The sequence below is a fragment of the Sphingomonas turrisvirgatae genome, assembly GCF_001721295.1.
Taxonomy (GTDB): domain Bacteria; phylum Pseudomonadota; class Alphaproteobacteria; order Sphingomonadales; family Sphingomonadaceae; genus Sphingomonas; species Sphingomonas turrisvirgatae.
Genome location: NZ_MDDS01000012.1, coordinates 1 through 16,857 on the forward strand (window position 1 = coordinate 1; position 16,857 = coordinate 16,857).

Below are 16,857 nucleotides of genomic sequence, written 5' to 3' on the forward strand. Positions count from 1 at the left end.
TCGTACGAGCGCTCGTACGACCAGTCTCAGAACCGAAAACTTCCCGCACCGCCCGCGCCCTCGTCAAAGACGATAAGCATCCCGGCTACGGCCAAACGAGCAAGGCGGCCCTCATGCCACGCTTACTATTCGTCGACGACTTCGTTGGTTCGGGCGAGCAGTTCGTGAGGACTTGGCAGCGCGAATATGATCTTCCTGGCGGAGCTAGGAACTCGTTCGAGGCGCTGGCCGAACTGTCGCCCGCAACCTTCTTCTACTGCAACGCAATGACCACTGATTACGGTCTCAAGCGCATCAACCGTTTCATCCCCGAGGTCACGGTCTCGGCCGGCAACATCATACCGGACCGCTACTCACTGGCCGATCCCGCCTCGCTGCTGTGGCCCAAGGCCATAAGGGCCGACGGCATCGCACTCGTGGAAGCAATCGGCCGCAGGCTTGGATACGGCGCAGACGACGGCAGCGAGCAGGACTGGCGCGGCTTCCACAAGCTCGGGCTCGCGCTCGCATTCCAGCATTCGGTTCCGGACGCTAACCTGCCCATCTTCTTTACCGACCGGAATGGCTGGCGACCGCTGGTGCAGCGCCTGTGACAGAAGATCCCGCCATGATCGATGACGACGAGGCGATCACCGATCCGTTCGGTATCTATCGGGCCGAATGGCTGAAGGACGCGCTGTTCAAGGTCTTCACGAAGCCAACATACTATCCTGAGCTCGAAACCGCACGCCCTTGCGTTCTAGTCGGCGGTCGAGGTTCGGGCAAGACCACCGTACTCCGCTGTCTCTCATATGATGGGAAGTTCGAACTCGAGAAGCACGACGCGTCGACGATCTCTACATGGCCTTACTACGGCTTCTACTATCGGGTGAACACGAACCGCACGACGGCCTTTCGGGGGGACGAACTCAGCGCGCGCCAGTGGGAGCGCGTGTTCGCGCACTATCTCAACCTCGTATTCTGCGGCCAGGTGGTAGAATTCCTCAACTGGCATGCTGCGCATGCGGCCGATCCAGCAGCGCTCCCGATGGACGTCTGTCGGGACACCGCGGACGCGCTTTACCTCGATCCCGCCAGCGACCAGACCGAACTTCTGCAGAGCATGAGCAGGGGCCGCCGCCGGTTCGAGGCCTTCCTCAACAACCTCGATCCGAACGCTCTGCCGCCGCTGTCTCTTCAAGGTCAGGCGATCGACGACTTGTGCCAGGCATTACTCGAGCTGCCTCAGTTCGTTGGCAAGAACCTGTTCTTCATCGTGGACGAGTTCGAGAACCTGCTCGATTATCAGCAGGTGGTGCTTAACACGCTGATCAAGCACTGCGGACCGCATTACACCTTCAAGGTCGGTGTGAGGGACCTCGGCTGGCGTAAGCGCAGCACGCTCAACGAGAACGAGCAGCTCGTCAGCCCAGCGGACTATGAGCGAATCGACATCGAGCAGCGGCTTGAAGGCGAGCAGTTCGTCACCTTCGCCACCGAGGTCTGCAACCTCCGCGCCCATGCGTCCAAGGGCTTTCCGTCAGGGCTAGACTTCCCGCGCATACTCCCCGGCCTGTCGGCCGAGGAGGAGGCCGAACTGCTGGGCGTTCGGGATCATGCCGCGCGCATCCTGAACGACGTCGCCGCCCAATGTCCGGAATGGCTGGACGAGGCGAGGGCGATGTCGCCCCTCGATCTGTCCGTTGTCGACTTCTGGGCTCGCTCGCAGCAGAGTCCGATCGGAGACGTTTTCGCGGATCGCGCGCGCGAACCGAAGTCGTGGGATGACCGGCTCGGCAACTACCGGTTTGCGGTACTGTTCACCCTCAGGCGTCGACGGCCGGGCATTCGGAAGTATTACGCCGGCTGGCGAACCTACACGCTCATGGCGGGCAGCAACATCCGTTACCTCCTGGAGCTTGTCGGCCAGGCCCTCCTCCTGCAGCGGCGTGACGAGGGCAGCGTGATTGGTGACCCGATACGCCCGGAGCTGCAGACGCAGGCCGCCACTCAGGTCGGGCGCAAGAACCTATCCGAATTGGAAGGGCTTTCAGTCCACGGGGCGCAGCTGACCAAGCTGCTGCTTGGCCTGGGGCGAGTGTTCGAAGTACTTGCCAGCGAACCCGAGGGGCACACCCCCGAAGTCACGCAGTTTTCGCTGCCCGATGACGCCCCGCTAGGCGATGCGGAACAGCTCCTTTCGGCAGCGGTCATGCACCTCGCCCTCGTCCGGAGCGTGGCTAACAAGCGCATGGAGCTGGATCTCAAGGGTTACGACTATTCCGTCCACCCAATCTATTCGGCGTTCTTCGTCTTCAGCTATCGCCGGAAACGCAAGCTCAAGCTCACGCCCAATCAGCTGATGGCGCTGGTCCGCGAACCAAAGATCGGCATCAGGCAGATCCTCCGTCAGAACAATCGCGGTGAGGGCGACTATCCCCTGCCAGACCAGCTCCGGCTTTTCGAAGGCTTCTATGAAGCCGATCGGTGAGCGCCCTCTCTTCACGCGTGACTATGCCGATCCGGCGCGGTTCGAACCCGCGCCGGGGTCGAGCTACATCTATGGCGTCACGTCCGAGCCCCGCAGCGAGTTCGCGCTGTCACTACCGCGTCGCTTTGGAAGCGTGAGGTTCGTCGAAGTCAGGGAGGGCGAGCCCGGAACCTTCGAGACCAATGTGGTCGGGCACGAACGAGTCCCGACGCGACGCCGCGTGCCGCTCGAGAAGTTCGTGGGCGCGCTAGGCGATGGCATGGTCTATCTCGACATCACGGGACTGGGGCACGCGACTTGGGCACCGATCGTCAGGGTTTGTATTGAGATCGGCCGGCCGCTGCGGGTCATATATTTGGAGCCTGACACCTACAGCGAGTCGCCCGCGCCGGACGCCGGCCAGATCTTCGACCTCAGCGAGCGCATCGACGGCATCGCACCGATTCCGCTTTTCGCGTCGCTCGACGACCGGGTAGAGGACGAATTTTGCTTCGTGCCGCTGCTCGGTTTCGAGGGGGTGCGGCTTTCGCACATGCTCAACGAGGTGCAGCCGCTGGCGAAGAAGGTGTATCCTGTAATCGGGGTGCCAGGATTCCGGCCGCACTATCCGCTGGATGCCTATCTAGGGAACGCTACGCCCCTCGAGAAATACAAGGCCGCGCGAAACCTGCGGTTCGCCCGGTCGAACTGTCCCTTCAGCCTGTTCTACGCGCTGGAGGACATCCGCGAGCGACATCCCGGGCAGCAGATCAAGGTCGGGCTTATCGGGACGAAACCCCATGCGTTGGGCGCCATCCTTTTCGCCCTGGCGCACGCGGACGAGGTGGAAATCGTATATGACAACGTGAAGCGGAAGGTGGGCCGAACCGCAGGCACCGCCCGATGCCTCGTTTACGGAGTGTCGGACTTCCTCCAGCCCGTTAGGAAGGCGGCCGCCTGATGGATGCGATTTACACCCCGCCAGACCTAGCGGACTATCTGACGGCTTCGGCTTCGCTGACCAATCCGGCATCGGTCGCGGATTTCGCCGCAGGCGATGGCGCATTGCTTCGAGCGGCAGCGGCGCGGTGGCCGGCAGCGAGCCTGTTCGGATCGGACGTTGACCAGGAAGCGGTGGCCGCGATTTCGTCGCTGCTGCCTGGCTGTGACAGTGTGCAGCACGACTTCCTTGTTAATCAGGACGAGGATGGACCATTCTGCGGCCACACGTACGACCTCATCCTGTTGAACCCGCCATTCTCCTGCCGCGGTAACACGCGCTACCCCGTGGACATCGAGGGGGTGACCCATCACGCCAGTAAGGCGCTGGCGTTCGTGGCGCGGGCGATCCGCTTTCTTGCGCCGGGCGGCGAGATCATCGCAATCGTGCCCGCGTCGGTGCTGGTTGCCGAGCGGGACGCATCGCTGCTGGCGGCGCTTGAAGCTTGGGGAACGGTCGAGCAGGTCGGAGAAGTGCGGGCTGCGGAATTCAAGTCCCACGCTGTTGCCGTGGCCGTTCTTCGGATTGCGCAACGGCTTGGCGCCGTAACTCCGAAGGAAAAGCCGCTTCTTGTCTCGCTCCGGCCATTCTCGGTCGAGATTTCCCGCGGGTCAGTGTCTATGCACGAGTTCGTTCCAAGTCCTGCCGGTTTGGATTTTGTCCACACGACCGACATGAGACAGGGCCATATTTGGCCTTCCGATCGAAAAGCTTCGCCGGAGCTGCGGCGCGTTCGCGGGCCAGCGGTGCTCGTTCCGCGCGTTGGACGCCCAATGCAGGAGAAGATCGTCGTGCTAGGCGACAAGGAAGTCGTGCTTTCCGACTGCGTGATGGCACTTCGCACTTCGCCTCCCGGCAACGAGCAGGCTCTGGCTGCCCTGCTCACGGAAAACTGGTCCACGTTATCTTCAGCATACGGCGGAAGCTGCGCGCCCTACACCACTCTGAGGCGGCTGGCGAATACACTTTTTCGGCTCGGCGTCGCCAATTCAATTATCCGAGCCGATCGCCCTGCGGAAGCCGTTCGCCCCACGGTTGAAGTCCGGCGCCCCGGCGACCGTGCTTCCAGGCGAGCCAAGCCGCGCCGCCGCGTGGTCGGTTGAAGTTACTGCTCAAAGCAAATGGACTATCGATCGCGCTTCACACGGCGATGAATAGGTTCATGAACCACAGAACCATGTAGAACTTCAACGGCAGTGAGGCTGCACCCAATTGCGAGACTGCGACCCCAAAGTTGAGAGGCGCCATGACAGTTCTGAATGACAATGACATCGAAGCCGAAATCGTAGCGGGACGGTTAGTCAAAAACGCTGACCTCAAACGCTTAAACGGTGCCTGCTACGAGCTTAGGCTAGGCGATATTTACTACGATCTTACGGAAGATGGCGCGCGCATCGAGCTTCAGCCAGGGCAGCGTGCTTTAATTAAGCCAGGGCACCGGGTCGTGCTGATCACTACTGAAGAGCTCGAGACCCCGGACAATGTCTCGGTTCGGATTGTGAGCAAGGGGTCTCTCTTCAGTGTGGGCCTAAGCGCGGTGGCGACCTATGCTGACCCGGGATTTAGCGGTAACCTCGGAATCGTCACCCAGAATATCAGCGACAAATACATTGAGCTACCGCAAGGTGAGCCAATCGCTAAGGCGGAGTTTTCGGTCATAAGCGGCGCGGCAACGCGGCTCTACTCAGGGCAGCATGGCTTTCAGCTGGGTATCTGGCCGATCAAAACGCATCTTCAGAAAACTCATGCACAGGTCGCGGACGATGCACGCGTGCAGTCTGAGAAAGACGAGAGCCTGGCGCTGTTGCCCGAAGCAACCCGATCCGTCATCCGGCGCCTCGAGATCAATCAACAATGGACCAACATCGGTCTCGTGATCGCTATCATCATCAACTCGCTGGCGATCTTCCTTGTGCAAAATAAGCTGATCGAGGGTCTTACTGGTGTCGCTACCAGTCTCGTCGCAGCAGCCATCATCGCGATAGGATCGTTGATTTTAAATTTCGTGAGGAGGAACGGGTAGTGGAACTCTCCACCATAGTGAAACGACAGATCACAGCCGATGAGCGGCGAGGCTTTAGCGTTCGCTTCTCATCCGATGCTGAGCGCCATGATCAGCTGTCGCGGGAACTGGTCGGCTTGGTTGGCGAAATTGGCGAGTTTGCTAATGAGCTGAAGAAGGTGGGGTTAGGTTTTACCAATCCGCGGTACAACGGCCCTCGGCTGGACGAGGTCGAGTCTCATCTGCGTGAAGAATTGGCCGACGTTGCCATCTATCTATTCCGCCTCTCCACCATCCTCGGCGGAGACCTGGAGCAGGACATCTTAGCCAAGATGGCCCAGAACGATGAGCGGTATGGCGACCTTGAGCGATAAGCTGATCTTCTTTCTGGGGGTCAACACCGGCTTTGTGGCCAACGGCGAACCTGATCGCCGCTTTCTCGATTTCTACAGGGAGCGAAGTTCGCCCGCTCTTCACTGCGCCATTGTCGGTAACGTTGTTGTGCCCGGTGGATACGGTAGCAATTCATCCAGCCCGACGATCAGCAGCAGCCAAGTCTGGAGGCACTTAGCCGCTGCAATCTGCGATGCCGGGTCAATTCCGGGTGTGCAGCTGGCTACCGCCTGGAAGGGCTATGAGGGCGCACGCAAGTTCTTGGCTGCCGATGGAGATATAGTCCTCGAGCAGGCTCGGCAACTGATCCAGCAATATAGCCGTGCCGACCTAGCCCGTCTCATGGGGGCGTTCCGCAAAGGCGCAGCCATGGCAATCGGGCACGGGTTCCGCCACGTCCAAACGCATGCCGCTCATGGCTACCTGCTCAGCTTGCTGGTCGATGATCGGCTCTATCCGCTCGCCGCATACGTGCGTGATGAATTAAATAGCTTGGCTGACTGGTTGAGAACCCAGAGCATCGAGAGCTCGCTTCGCATCTCGCTGCGGACAGGCAACAACGCATTCGACGAAGAGGGCGCCGAGCGCGCGCAGGATTTTCTGTGCCAACTGGCCTTCGACTTCATCGACTTGTCCTCCGGTTTCTATAATATCAACAAGCGCCTCATCTATCCTGCCAGGCCTGACATCCTTGTCGCGAGGCACCAGGAGAGCTTAGCAGTCGCTCTCCGCCATCCGCAGCGGTGCTTCATCGTATCAGGCCGGGTTAGCCCCAAGGCCGCGCATCATCCTGCAAACTCCCACATTGGCATCTGCCGCGACCTTATCGCCAACCCCGCCTTCCTTGCTCAACCACATGACGGTTGCCGCAACGCCAATAAATGCCACTATTACTCACGTGGCGAAGATCATATCTCTTGCGTTAGGTGGTCGGGTCAGACCAGCTGATGCTCAAGCGTGTTCTCAGGCCTGATGCGCGTCTCATTTGAGGGCCAGCCTTTCTAAAAGCCGACCGTCTGCAGTCGGCCCAGGTCCGGAAATAGCGCTGTCGTTCCTAATTCTGCCGTGACCGGCTCAGTTCGAACGGAGGGGAGGAGGCGCGCTGCCGTAGAACCGGTCGATATTGCCGCAGTTTTGCTGGGCAATTGCCTGGCCAGGTTGTTAGGAGGAGACGATGCGCAGCGATCTCGATCATCTTCCTCCCGCCAAACAACGCGATCTCGATCGGGTGCTACGGATCCTGTTCGAGGAATTCGATGACGCCCGCGGCAATCCCACTGGCGAGAAGAAGCTCGGGCGAATTTTGAAGGTCATTCTTTACGGCAGCTATGCGCGCGGCGGTTGGGTTGATGAACCGCATACGGCGAAGGGATATCAATCCGATTTCGACCTGCTGGTGATCGTCAATCAGAAGGAACTGACTGACCGGGTGGCCTACTGGCAGCGCGCCGACGAGCGGCTGATACGAGAGCTGTCGATCACGAAAACCATTCGTACGCCAGTGAACTTCATCGTGCATTCGCTCCAAGAGGTGAATGATGGCCTGGCGCATGGACGGTACTTCTTCATGGACATCGCCCGCGACGGTATCGCGCTCTACGAGAGCGAGGATAGCGAGTTGCATCAGCCCAAGCCCAAGACGGCAGCGCAAGCCCTGGAGCTTGCGCGAGAGTATTTCGAGGAGTGGTTTCCAGCTGCTGCAGGCGTTCTGGAGACAGCAAAGTTCAGCGCCGAAAAGGGACGTCTGAGGGACGCGGCTTTTCTGATGCATCAAGCGACGGAACGTCTCTACCATTGCGTTCTATTGGTGCTTACCTTCTACACCCCGCACGTCCACAATCTGGGCTTCTTGCGCTCGCAAGCAGAGCGGCTGGATCGAAGACTATATGGCATCTGGCCTTCATCTAATCGGCGAGAGCGTGCGATGTTCGAGAAGCTCAAGGATGCTTATGTGAAGGCGCGGTACTCAAAGCATTATCGGATAAGCTCGGAAGAGCTGGACTGGCTTGCGGCACAGATCGAGGAACTGGGGCGGGTCGTCCACAGAGTTTGCGGCGACCGCATCGCGGAACTCGATGGCGCGGACGTTGCTACCAATTAGCGACGGTTGGCCGTTTGATCTTCACGGGAAAGGGATGGAGATGATGACATGGACCCCGCTCCGAACTCAGATCCTTCGATCAAGGTGAAGCCGCTTCCCCCATTGGCCCCGCCGTTGCGGGCCGGTGACTATCTTTGGCGTCCTTGGTACGCAAAAGCGTGGTGGATCGCCATCCCGCTGTACTGGCTCCCTGCGGGTACGTCACTAGGGCCGATGCTCGAACCATACTACAAGAGTGGATACGGTGCAGTGACCAACATCCTCTTCATGCCGCTCACAGCCGCAGTCATTCTCGGCGTCGGATATGTACGTACGGCGTTGGCCCGTGGGGAGGTGGTTACCTACTGGTACAATGAGGAATTAGATGCCTACCGACTGGGGAAGTTGCCACGGTCAACGAACGAGACCGACCCAAAGTCAGAGTATTTCTGGATGAACAGGCGCAATCACGATTGGTGAGGTCGCTAATCCTTGCGCGTCCGATATTTCGGATCGCCGTCTTCCGAGCTTCGATCAAGGTCAGTCGTATGCCGGCCGTTGCTCAAGATCGAGGATTGCTCCCACGAGGTCATGGGCGAAGTGTAATCCCATGTTCCTCGGCCAGACGCCGCGTTTTCCAGATAGCGATTGCGTAATCCATCCGTTCCAAGAATCTGGCGCGATAATTCCCGCGAAAAGCTCAGTGCCGGGTTGCTTGACCTGGCTGCCGATGCTTCAGCGGCCGCGATTGCAGTGCGAACGTCATAGTTCCCGATGTCGAGAGAAGAACTTGCGTTCGAAGAGCTTGAACCAGTTTCCCTACTATCGAACGCCATCTGGCCTCCCGCGAGTCCGCGCGCTGCTTTCGGGTGGCGCGGACGGTGTGCTGCACGCCGGGCAGTCGCATCGGCGCTTTCACTAGCCGTAGCCCCGCCACCCATGCTCACGCCGAACCCGGTGCTCATCGAGGAACGCTCCTCCGCACCGCGCGTGAGCGACCGCTGCCAGCCGGTTTGTGCGATGATAGCGCCGATATCGCGCTGAAGTGTGTCTGAGACCTGCGGGGTGAGGCGCCATTCGCCCTTGCGGTCCATTTCGAACCCGCCCTTGAGCCAATTGGCCATGGCAGCTTGCCCGGCTTCGCCGTTGCCGAGGAAATGCTCGATCGTGTCGGGACCGGCCTGCTTGCCGGCCTCGAACCTCGTGCTGGTGTCGTTGCGGGCGGACTGCTGGAACGATGTGCCTGTCGAGACGAGCAGGTCGTTATTGGCGAGGCTGAAACGCGCCTGTCCCCCTTGAGCGATCGCGCCATACTGGCTGTCGTTGATGAGGCCGGCGCGGTGGAGCTGCTCGGCCTGTTGTGGGCTGAGGTTGAGGCTGAGGTCGCCATTCTGGCCGAGGGCGAGGTCGCGCTTGGACATGGCAATGCCATTGGCACGCAGCAGGCCCTGCATGCGGCTGAGGCGCTCGCTCTCGACGATCTTGGTGGTGCGGTCGTTGCGGGCCCGATCGGCAATGCCGGCTGCACCGCCCGAGGCCATATCGACCTGGTTGCCGGCGGTCTGGCTGAGCGTCCTGATGAAACTGTCGAGGCGAGCAGCTTCTCTGGTCGATGTGCCTGCGGCGGCGGCGCCATCCGCGAACCCGAAATTGTCCGCTTGGCGGCGTTGTTCGCCGATGCGCGCGGCGGCTCTGGTGCCCTCTGTGCCGACCTCGCGCTGCGCATCCAGCTTGCCCGAGCGTTCGGCGAAATCGTAACCGGCGGCTTCTCGGGTTCTTGCATAGACGCTGGTGCCTTCTCTGCCGGCTTCCGCGGTCGCGCCATCCGCCGTTCCGAGACTGGTTGCGGCGTTGAAGGTCTCGATCGCTCTCAAGACCTGACTCTCGTTGCGGCCAGTGGCGCGGGAGAGCTGGGAGATGGCGGTCGAGCGGGCTTCGCCGGAGAGGGCATTGATGAAGCCGATGCGGCGGGCGGTCTCCTGCGGGGTGATGCCGAGTTGCGCGGCCGCTTCGCGCTGGCCTTGGTTGGTGCCGGTGCGGGTCGCTTGTTCGGTCGCGACATTGGCGCGTTCGATCTGGGCGACCTGGTCGCCGGCGAAGTCGCGGCGGCCTTCCATTGCGCCAACCTGTACCTGGGCCTGGGTCAGGTCGTTTCTGAGCATCTGCTCCTGGTCGTAGCCATTGGCGATCAGCTTGGCGAAGGTCGGGTCGCTCTGCGCCTCGCCGATTACCTCTGACGCCTTGAGCGCGGCATCCTTGGGGCTGTAGCCCTGCCGTTCGAAGTGCCGCTGCGCGCCTTGCAGCATCATGTCATACGCGCGCTGGTCGCCGAAGGCGCGCCATTGGACGAGGTTCTGTGAGAAGGCGGCGAAGGCGCGCTCGCCGGTGTGGCCGCCGCCGAAATAGCTGGTTCCCAGATTCCGCAACGCGTCCTTCTCGGCGAACTGGTGGATCGCAGTGGTGGCGGCATTGGCCTGGACCTCGCGCGCGACCTGCGGGTCGGCGAGGTCGCGGCCCTTGAGCGCCGGGGCGAGCGCGCCCATCTGGCGCGAGGCTTCGATGCCACCGAGCGCGAATGCAGTGCCGCCAAGCGTGCCGGGGCGCTCACCGATGATGTGGCCGGCCTCGCCATAGCTGCGGTTGGCGCTGAAACTGCTGCGCTCCCCGAAATCGCCGAAGCTCGACGCGGCGGCCGCGCGGCTGCGCGTGCCCATGGCCGTCGCCTGGCTCTCGAGCGCGGAGGCATAGCCTTCGCTGGTCGCGATCGGCGCGGCGGCGACGCTGGCTTGGCTGGTGATGCCTTGCGCACTGCCAGTGAAGGAGCTGAACACATTGCCGCTGAACCGGAACACGGTGAACACGAATGCACCGGCGAGGCCGGCGGCGGCGGTGCGGAAGCTGCCGAACACGGCGAGCGCCTTGGTCGCCGAGGACGGTGCGAGCAGCCAGCTATTGGCGGCAACGCCGTTCGACTGCAGCTCGGCCATGACCGCTGCGGCGCGGCCGAGGGTGAGCTGATAGATGCCCGCGTCTATCACCCCCCACAGCGCCACGAACACGAACAGGCCGAGCGCGAAGCTCGCGACGCGCAGGTTGAGCGGGGTGAGGATGAACAGCAACGCGACCGGCACCATGAACAGCATGATCGCGAACACGGTGGCGCGGATCGTCGGGACCCATTCATTGGCGACCGACATGGTGGCGAGGCCGTTGGAGACGACCGCGCGGTTGGCCATCACCCGCGCGGCGCTTGCCGGGCTGTCCTCGAACAATACGTCGCCCACGGTCTGGCCGAGCAGGATGTGGGTCATGAGGCTATGGGCGCTGAGCGGGCGGCCGACCATCACCTGGCCCATCGCGCCGAGCTGCTCGCGGCAGCGCGCGAGCTGCGGCGCGCTCTCGATATTGAAGCCGCTCTGGCGGCAGACCTGGCGGCTGTAGCTTTCAAAGAGGTTCGGGTCGGAAAGCCGGCCTGCGATATGCGTCCAGGCTTCCTCGCAGCTCACTGTGGTGCCGCCTTTGTCGGTCTGGGTGAAGACGGTCGAGAAAGTGGCGGGCCCAGCCATGGCGGCGAAGGCCGCGGGCAGGTCGGTGGCGGTACGGAACAGCTTGTCGTCGTCGATGCCATAGGCCGGCGAGACGCGCGCGACCGGGTAGCATTGCCGGACATAATCCTTGATCGTCGCGTCGAGGAAGCTGTCGGTCATCGGCGCGCGCGGGGAGGTGGCGTTGAGGAACAGGTCGAACGCATGGCCGCCGCCGCCGAACGAGAATTTGGTGGTCGGATCGGCGCTGTTGTCGTCGATCGTCTCGACCATCGCGCGTTCGATCATATTGGTGGTGCCGGCGACCAGCACGAGCAGCACGGGGACGTCGCCCACCGCCTTGTAGGCGTTCTTGACGCGGTCATAGACATGGACCGTGCCGGTCGTTGCGACGAGGCCGACGAGCAGCCCGACCCCGACCAGGATCTGGAACCCGAACGCGATGAGGCCGATGCCGGAGCCCCGCGCGCTCGCGAGCAGCGCGCCAAGGCCGATACCGACCGTCGCGATGATCAGCACCAGCGTCTCGTAGCGCGGGTCCGCGAAGATCAGCGAGACCATGCGGAACGCGTCCACCGTCTCCTGGAAGCCGTTATAGGTGTGGAAGCTCGTATCGAACGCCAGCGCCGGGGAGGCGGCGAGCAGGGAGGGGAGGGCGGCGAGCGCCCGCACGGCGTGACGCATGGCGTGTTCCTCAGCGCTGGCTTGCCGCGGCGGCGCCGGCGGCATTGCGCGCATCGCGGTCACGCTCGCGCAGCAGTCCGGCGAACGAGGTCGAGAGGTTCGCGGTGCCGAGCGCGGCGAGATAGGATTGACGCATCTGCGCGCGCTGGCGCAGCACCTCCTCACGCAGGTCGCGCAGCTGTTCGATTCCCTTGGCGAGAATGCGGGTCTGGCAGACATTCTTGTTCGCGCCGTCCGCCGCCCCGGCCGCACTCGCACCGCGCTCGGCATTGCCGACCGCGAAGTCGATCGTTCGCGTGAGATCGTTGAGCATCTGATAGGCGAGGCTCAGCGCCACCAGTTCGTCGGTGTCGCCGATGACCGAGTCTACCATGCCCTGGCGTACGCCCCATTCGAGCATGCGGTAGACGGGCAGGGTACGCACATTGGCGACGAACTGCCGCTCCTCTGGACTGAGCGCGACACGCGTGCGGATCTTGGTGGCGATCGACTGCATCCGCTCGCGCGTCAGCACCAGCGCGCCGCGGCCATTGCCGTCCTGCGTGCAATCCGCCCCGCTTGGCGGGATCGAAAGGCCGCGCCGCTGGACGCGACCGGTCAGGAAATCATGCGGGCTCTCGCTATCCTGTGCCGAGCATGCGGGGATCGCCGAGAAGAGCGGCACCTTGTCGGCCGCGTTCCAGCGCATGTAGACGTCGCCGACCCTGGCGCGCATGACGGAGGCCCAGCTGCTCGCCCCGACCCGCGCCGCGGCGTTGGCGAGCAGCGAGCCGGTGCGGAAGATCTCGGTCACTTCGGGCGGGCAGTTCTCGAGCGCCTCCTTGAGATCCTCGGTCGGATTGTTGTTGTTGGCCTCGATCTTCTCGCGCGACTGCTGGAAGCTCTTGGCGAAGCCCTGCTTGACCGAGCGGTAGCCGGTCATCTCCTCGATGATGCCCGACATGTTCTCGTCGCCCTTGACGATCTGAACCATGCGGTTGCCGAGGCGGCAGTCATTCACCTGGATCGAATTGAGGAAGTTGGTCGCGGCTTCCATCTTCGAGATGATGTTGCCCATCTTCTCGTCGAGCGTCTCGAGCAGATACTGGAAGGCCACTGCAGGCGCGGCCTGCAGGATGCTCTCGAGCTTCTGCACAAGATAATCGGGGTCGAGGAATGACATGCCGCCCAGAAACATGTCGATGCCGCCGCAGCCGGCCCGCACCTTGGGCAGCGTCACCGATATGGGATAATCGTTATGGACATCGACCCGGCCCGACATGCCGCCGGCTGTCACATAGCCGCGCGTCTGGTCCTCGAAGCTGCCCGGGTTGGTGTAGGTGACATTGTCGAACCAGCTCTCGGCCCAGCTCTGTGCCTGCGCTGGCGACGCGCTCAGCAGCGCGGCTGGGGCGATGCCGAGCGCGAGGGACGAGCGGATGGCGAGGCGCATGGCGGGTTCCTTTGGCCAGAGAGGTCGAGGCGCGCCGAGCCCGCCATGCTCAGCGCTTGCGGCTTGCCGGCGCCGGCGCGCCGACGATCCCGGTGAATTTGGACATGGCGCGTACTGCGACCGCCGGGCGCACACCGGTCAGCATCTTGGCCGCGAGATAGAGGTTGCGCGTGAGATTGGGCGCATGATCGGTGCCGATCGCGATCGGGATCATCCGATCTGGATCCCCGCGCGGCCGCAGCCAGGCGACGGGATGACCGACCCATGGCAGGCCAAGCTTTCCCGAACGAAGCAGCGCGTCCTGGTCTGAGATCGTTCGCAGCTCGATGCCGAAGCGCGCGCGCAGTTGTTGCAGCCGCGCCCAAAGGTCGGCGCACGGCACGCAGCCGGGCGCGGTCGTCATTTCGATCAGGTAGAGCGTCGCCTGCGAACGCAAGGTGGCATCAAGATCCGGTGGAAAATCGCGAGTCCGCGGCACGCGGCCCAGCCAGTGATGCATCGCGGCGGAATCCGGGACCGGGTGAATTGCGGCTGCCAGGGCGCGGCCGCGCGAGACCGGCTGGGCATCTGCCTTGAAGGTGACGCACAGGATCGCCGCGCCGCTGGCCAATGCGCCAAGCGCGGCGGCAAAGCGCGATGTGCGCCCGCCGGGGCGGTAGGCGCCGGACGAAGCTCGTTCCAGCCCGGGTTGCGGCTGCCAGTCATCGGCGGGATACCCAGGTCCGGTAACCTGCCAGCTTGGCTGCGGGAGTTCATCGGCTGGCTCCACCAGCATGCGGGCGAGTTGGCGGAGCCGCATCGGGTGCGTGGGCGGCAAGGGTGGCGGGATATTGCTCATGGCCGCGGCTCCAGCGCTGAGCCGACCAAGTCGCCGCCCAGAGCGCGCGGATCGGTCGCTGAAACCGGGCCGTTAGCGAGCGCGTCGAAGAAGCCGTCTTCCTCGCCCGGGCCGGTCATGAACTGCTCGGGCCGGATGTCGCCGCTGAGCAGCCGGGTCGCCTGGTACGCCATCTGGGCGAGATTGGGGTAGGTCTCCACGCCGCTGGCGATCACCATGCGCTGCGCGCTGTTGCGCCGGATGAGCATCGTGGTCGGCGTGATCTCGACGCCGTAGCGAACTGCAAGTTCGGGCCGCCGGTCGATATCCATCAGCGTGACCTGCCAGCCCATCTCTTCCTGGAAACGCTGCAGGATCGGCCACTGGACGCGGCAATAGCCGCAGGTCGAGCGGGAGAACATGACCAGCGCGAACTCGCCGGATTTGGCGCGGAGATATCCGCGCCGCAGCCCGTCCTTCTGGGCGTTGAGTTCGGCTCGAGCGTCGCCAACCATCGGGTTGGCGGATTTGGAGTTGAGTTCGGGATGCTGGAGCATGGCGAGCTGGGTGACGCCGGCGAACGCCCGGGCTTTGCGCCGCGCGAAGTCCTGCAGGCGCCAGAAGTCGGCAACCGCCTCGACAGTGAGCACCGTTGCCGCATAGTCGCGTTGCTGCTCGATCAGCTTGCGAATGCGCGGTGGCGTCCAGGTGGCGAGTTGCGCCATCGGCGGGATGGCTGGTTTGACGAGCTCGTCCGCGGGTTCAAGCGGCTTGGGCGGCGGCGGGATCTCGTACCACCAATAGCCATGCTTGAGCTGCGCTGCGGCGGCATTTTGCGTGGGCTGCGCCTGCCCCGCGATTGGCGCGAGCATCAAGGTCGTCGAGACAAGTCTAGCGATCGCCCGCCGCATCTTGTGGCCACTTCCATCGTGGCGCATTGCTGCGGCCTTTCGGATTTTATCGGACGGGGGCAGGGTGGTAGGCACCAGTTGGATGTCTGGCAGTCCGGATACGCAAGCAACGGTCGGGGCATTAAGCTGCCGCGAAGGCGCGTCGCTGCCGCACCGGCGATTAGCGGCAATTCAATAGCGTTGCCAGATGGCAGCTTGTATGCTACGTAATGCCATATGGAGAACTGCCATGTTGTCGCTGCGCCCAATTGAGACGGCTCCACAGGCGTTTCGGCCCGACCCCGTCACGCAGGAGGAAGCGGCTGCCATGTTCCGCGCCGCCCTCAACCTGTTCGGTCGATGGGAACTGACCGACGAACAGGCGGCGACGCTGCTCGACATGCCAGTGCGCTCCTATCGCCGCTGGAAGGCCGAAGGGGCAGGGCGGATCTCACGCGACGGACGTGCGCGCCTGTCGAACCTCATGGGCATCCACAAGGCGCTGCGGCTGATCTTCACCGAGCCGCAGCGCGGCTACGTGTGGATCAACGCGGCCAATGACGCCTTCGATGGCGCGAGCGCGCTCACTGTGATGCTTGGGGGCGAGCTAACCGATATCATGCGCGTGCGGCGCTATCTCGACGCCGAGCGCGGCGGCTGGTGATCGCTCACGATCAGATTCCTGTCATACGCGTTGAGTGGAAGAACGCTGTACGGATCATTCGCAGCGCTTTTCCGCCAATCGATCTGTTCGAAGACATTGCCGATCCAGCGGACTGGCCGCTCCTGATCTCAGCCGAGCAAAAGTCGAACCCCCGCATCATGGCGACCATCGGCAATATCGATCTGGTGCCGACTGACCGCAGGGTTGGCGGGAGCGGCGCATCCTATCTGATGGCGCCGTTCACCCATGTCAGTCCGGATCGACCGAGCCGGTTCACCGATGGCAACTTCGGCGTGCTGTATGCCGGTGACACGTTCGAAACCGCGCTGTTCGAGACCATCCATCATCATGCGCGGTTCATGGCCGGCACGGCGCAGGCGCCTGGCTGGACGTCGCAGTTCCGGGAAGTCGTCCTCTCGGTGATGGCAGACCTTCACGATCTGCGGGGTGCCGAACCAAGTCTTGATCCGGTTCTCGATTGCGATAGCCACAACGCCTCCCAGAAAATGGCAATGGCTTTGAAGGCAAGCGGGTCGGACGGCGTGGTCTATCCCAGCGTGCGGCACGCTGGCGGCGAATGCGTCGCACTCTTCTATCCGGATTGCGCATCCGATCCGGTTCAGGGTCGCCATCTAGACTATCATTGGGACGGCGTTCGGGTCGATCTGATTCGCGACGCAGGATCGGGCAAGGTCTTCCGTGTCGTTGAAACGCCGGCACGCGGTGAATGAGGCGGGACCTTGCGAAGGACATCGAATGGCGGCTGTCCGCAGAGCGCCCTAATGTTGCTCATTGAAACAGAATTCCAGGGCTCCCAGAAGCGGACGCACTTCCAGGTGAGATAGGCGCTGCAGATCGCCGTCACTCGATTTCAAAGATATGGCGATCGACTGAAACCTTG

The 16,857-nt window shown here is 62.7% G+C and carries 15 protein-coding genes; 11 read left to right on the top strand and 4 right to left on the bottom strand.

Features of this window, described 5'->3' with window-relative positions:
* The 9 genes from BFL28_RS04910 to BFL28_RS04950 all read left to right on the top strand — a co-directional run.
* Positions 1-593 (top strand): phosphoribosyltransferase-like protein (locus tag BFL28_RS04910; RefSeq protein ID WP_206599081.1); only part of this gene is annotated, 593 nt, incomplete at its 5' end.
* 14 nt (positions 594-607) lie between these two features.
* Entirely contained in the window at positions 608-2,470 is a 1,863-nt protein-coding gene (locus BFL28_RS04915; RefSeq protein ID WP_069319502.1) for an ORC-CDC6 family AAA ATPase, read from the top strand.
* A complete protein-coding gene (locus BFL28_RS04920) occupies positions 2,454-3,410 on the top strand; it encodes a hypothetical protein (protein ID WP_069319503.1) in 957 nt (318 codons plus the stop codon). The genes BFL28_RS04915 and BFL28_RS04920 overlap by 17 nt, the downstream gene beginning before the upstream one ends.
* A complete protein-coding gene (locus BFL28_RS04925) occupies positions 3,410-4,552 on the top strand; it encodes a methyltransferase (RefSeq protein ID WP_069319504.1) in 1,143 nt (380 codons plus the stop codon). The genes BFL28_RS04920 and BFL28_RS04925 overlap by 1 nt, the downstream gene beginning before the upstream one ends.
* A 143-nt stretch (positions 4,553-4,695) precedes the next feature.
* Positions 4,696-5,472 (top strand): dCTP deaminase domain-containing protein, encoded by a 777-nt coding sequence (locus BFL28_RS04930; protein ID WP_069319505.1) that lies wholly within the window; start codon positions 4,696-4,698, stop codon positions 5,470-5,472.
* Entirely contained in the window at positions 5,472-5,825 is a 354-nt protein-coding gene (locus BFL28_RS04935) for a nucleoside triphosphate pyrophosphohydrolase family protein (protein WP_069319506.1), read from the top strand. The genes BFL28_RS04930 and BFL28_RS04935 overlap by 1 nt, the downstream gene beginning before the upstream one ends.
* On the top strand, positions 5,797-6,792 hold the full coding sequence (locus BFL28_RS04940; RefSeq protein WP_119184546.1) for a beta/alpha barrel domain-containing protein: 996 nt from the start codon (positions 5,797-5,799) through the stop codon (positions 6,790-6,792). Before BFL28_RS04935 ends, BFL28_RS04940 begins: the two co-directional genes overlap by 29 nt.
* Before the next feature lie 226 nt (positions 6,793-7,018).
* Positions 7,019-7,945: a HEPN domain-containing protein gene (locus BFL28_RS04945; protein ID WP_069319508.1), complete on the top strand. Its 927-nt coding sequence runs from the start codon at positions 7,019-7,021 to the stop codon at positions 7,943-7,945.
* Between the two features lie 48 nt (positions 7,946-7,993).
* Positions 7,994-8,404 (top strand): hypothetical protein, encoded by a 411-nt coding sequence (locus tag BFL28_RS04950; protein WP_069319509.1) that lies wholly within the window; start codon positions 7,994-7,996, stop codon positions 8,402-8,404.
* Positions 8,405-8,409: 5 nt separating this feature from the next.
* Here the strand turns inward: BFL28_RS04950 and BFL28_RS04955 are convergent, their stop codons facing one another.
* The 4 genes from BFL28_RS04955 to BFL28_RS04970 are packed head-to-tail and all read right to left on the bottom strand — an operon-like array spanning position 8,410 to position 15,313.
* Complete coding sequence (locus tag BFL28_RS04955; protein WP_069319563.1) at positions 8,410-12,153, bottom strand: conjugal transfer protein TraG N-terminal domain-containing protein; 3,744 nt, start codon at positions 12,151-12,153, stop codon at positions 8,410-8,412.
* A gap of 10 nt (positions 12,154-12,163) precedes the next feature.
* Positions 12,164-13,585 carry a conjugal transfer protein TraH gene (locus tag BFL28_RS04960; protein ID WP_069319510.1) on the bottom strand — a complete coding sequence of 474 codons (1,422 nt, stop codon included), beginning with the start codon at positions 13,583-13,585 and terminating at the stop codon, positions 12,164-12,166.
* 49 nt (positions 13,586-13,634) lie between these two features.
* On the bottom strand, positions 13,635-14,423 hold the full coding sequence (locus BFL28_RS04965) for a hypothetical protein (RefSeq protein ID WP_338152238.1): 789 nt from the start codon (positions 14,421-14,423) through the stop codon (positions 13,635-13,637).
* The gene (locus BFL28_RS04970) at positions 14,420-15,313 is read right to left on the bottom strand and encodes a conjugal transfer protein TraF (protein ID WP_079246941.1); all 894 of its coding nucleotides are present in this window, start codon (positions 15,311-15,313) and stop codon (positions 14,420-14,422) included. Before BFL28_RS04970 ends, BFL28_RS04965 begins: the two co-directional genes overlap by 4 nt.
* 229 nt (positions 15,314-15,542) lie before the next feature.
* Between BFL28_RS04970 and BFL28_RS04975 the strand changes: the two genes are divergently transcribed.
* Positions 15,543-15,956 carry an MbcA/ParS/Xre antitoxin family protein gene (locus BFL28_RS04975; protein ID WP_069319512.1) on the top strand — a complete coding sequence of 138 codons (414 nt, stop codon included), beginning with the start codon at positions 15,543-15,545 and terminating at the stop codon, positions 15,954-15,956.
* Positions 15,953-16,687, top strand: coding sequence for an RES family NAD+ phosphorylase (locus BFL28_RS04980; protein WP_069319513.1), 735 nt, complete (start codon positions 15,953-15,955; stop codon positions 16,685-16,687). The genes BFL28_RS04975 and BFL28_RS04980 overlap by 4 nt, the downstream gene beginning before the upstream one ends.
* The last annotated feature ends 170 nt before the right edge of the window (positions 16,688-16,857 follow it).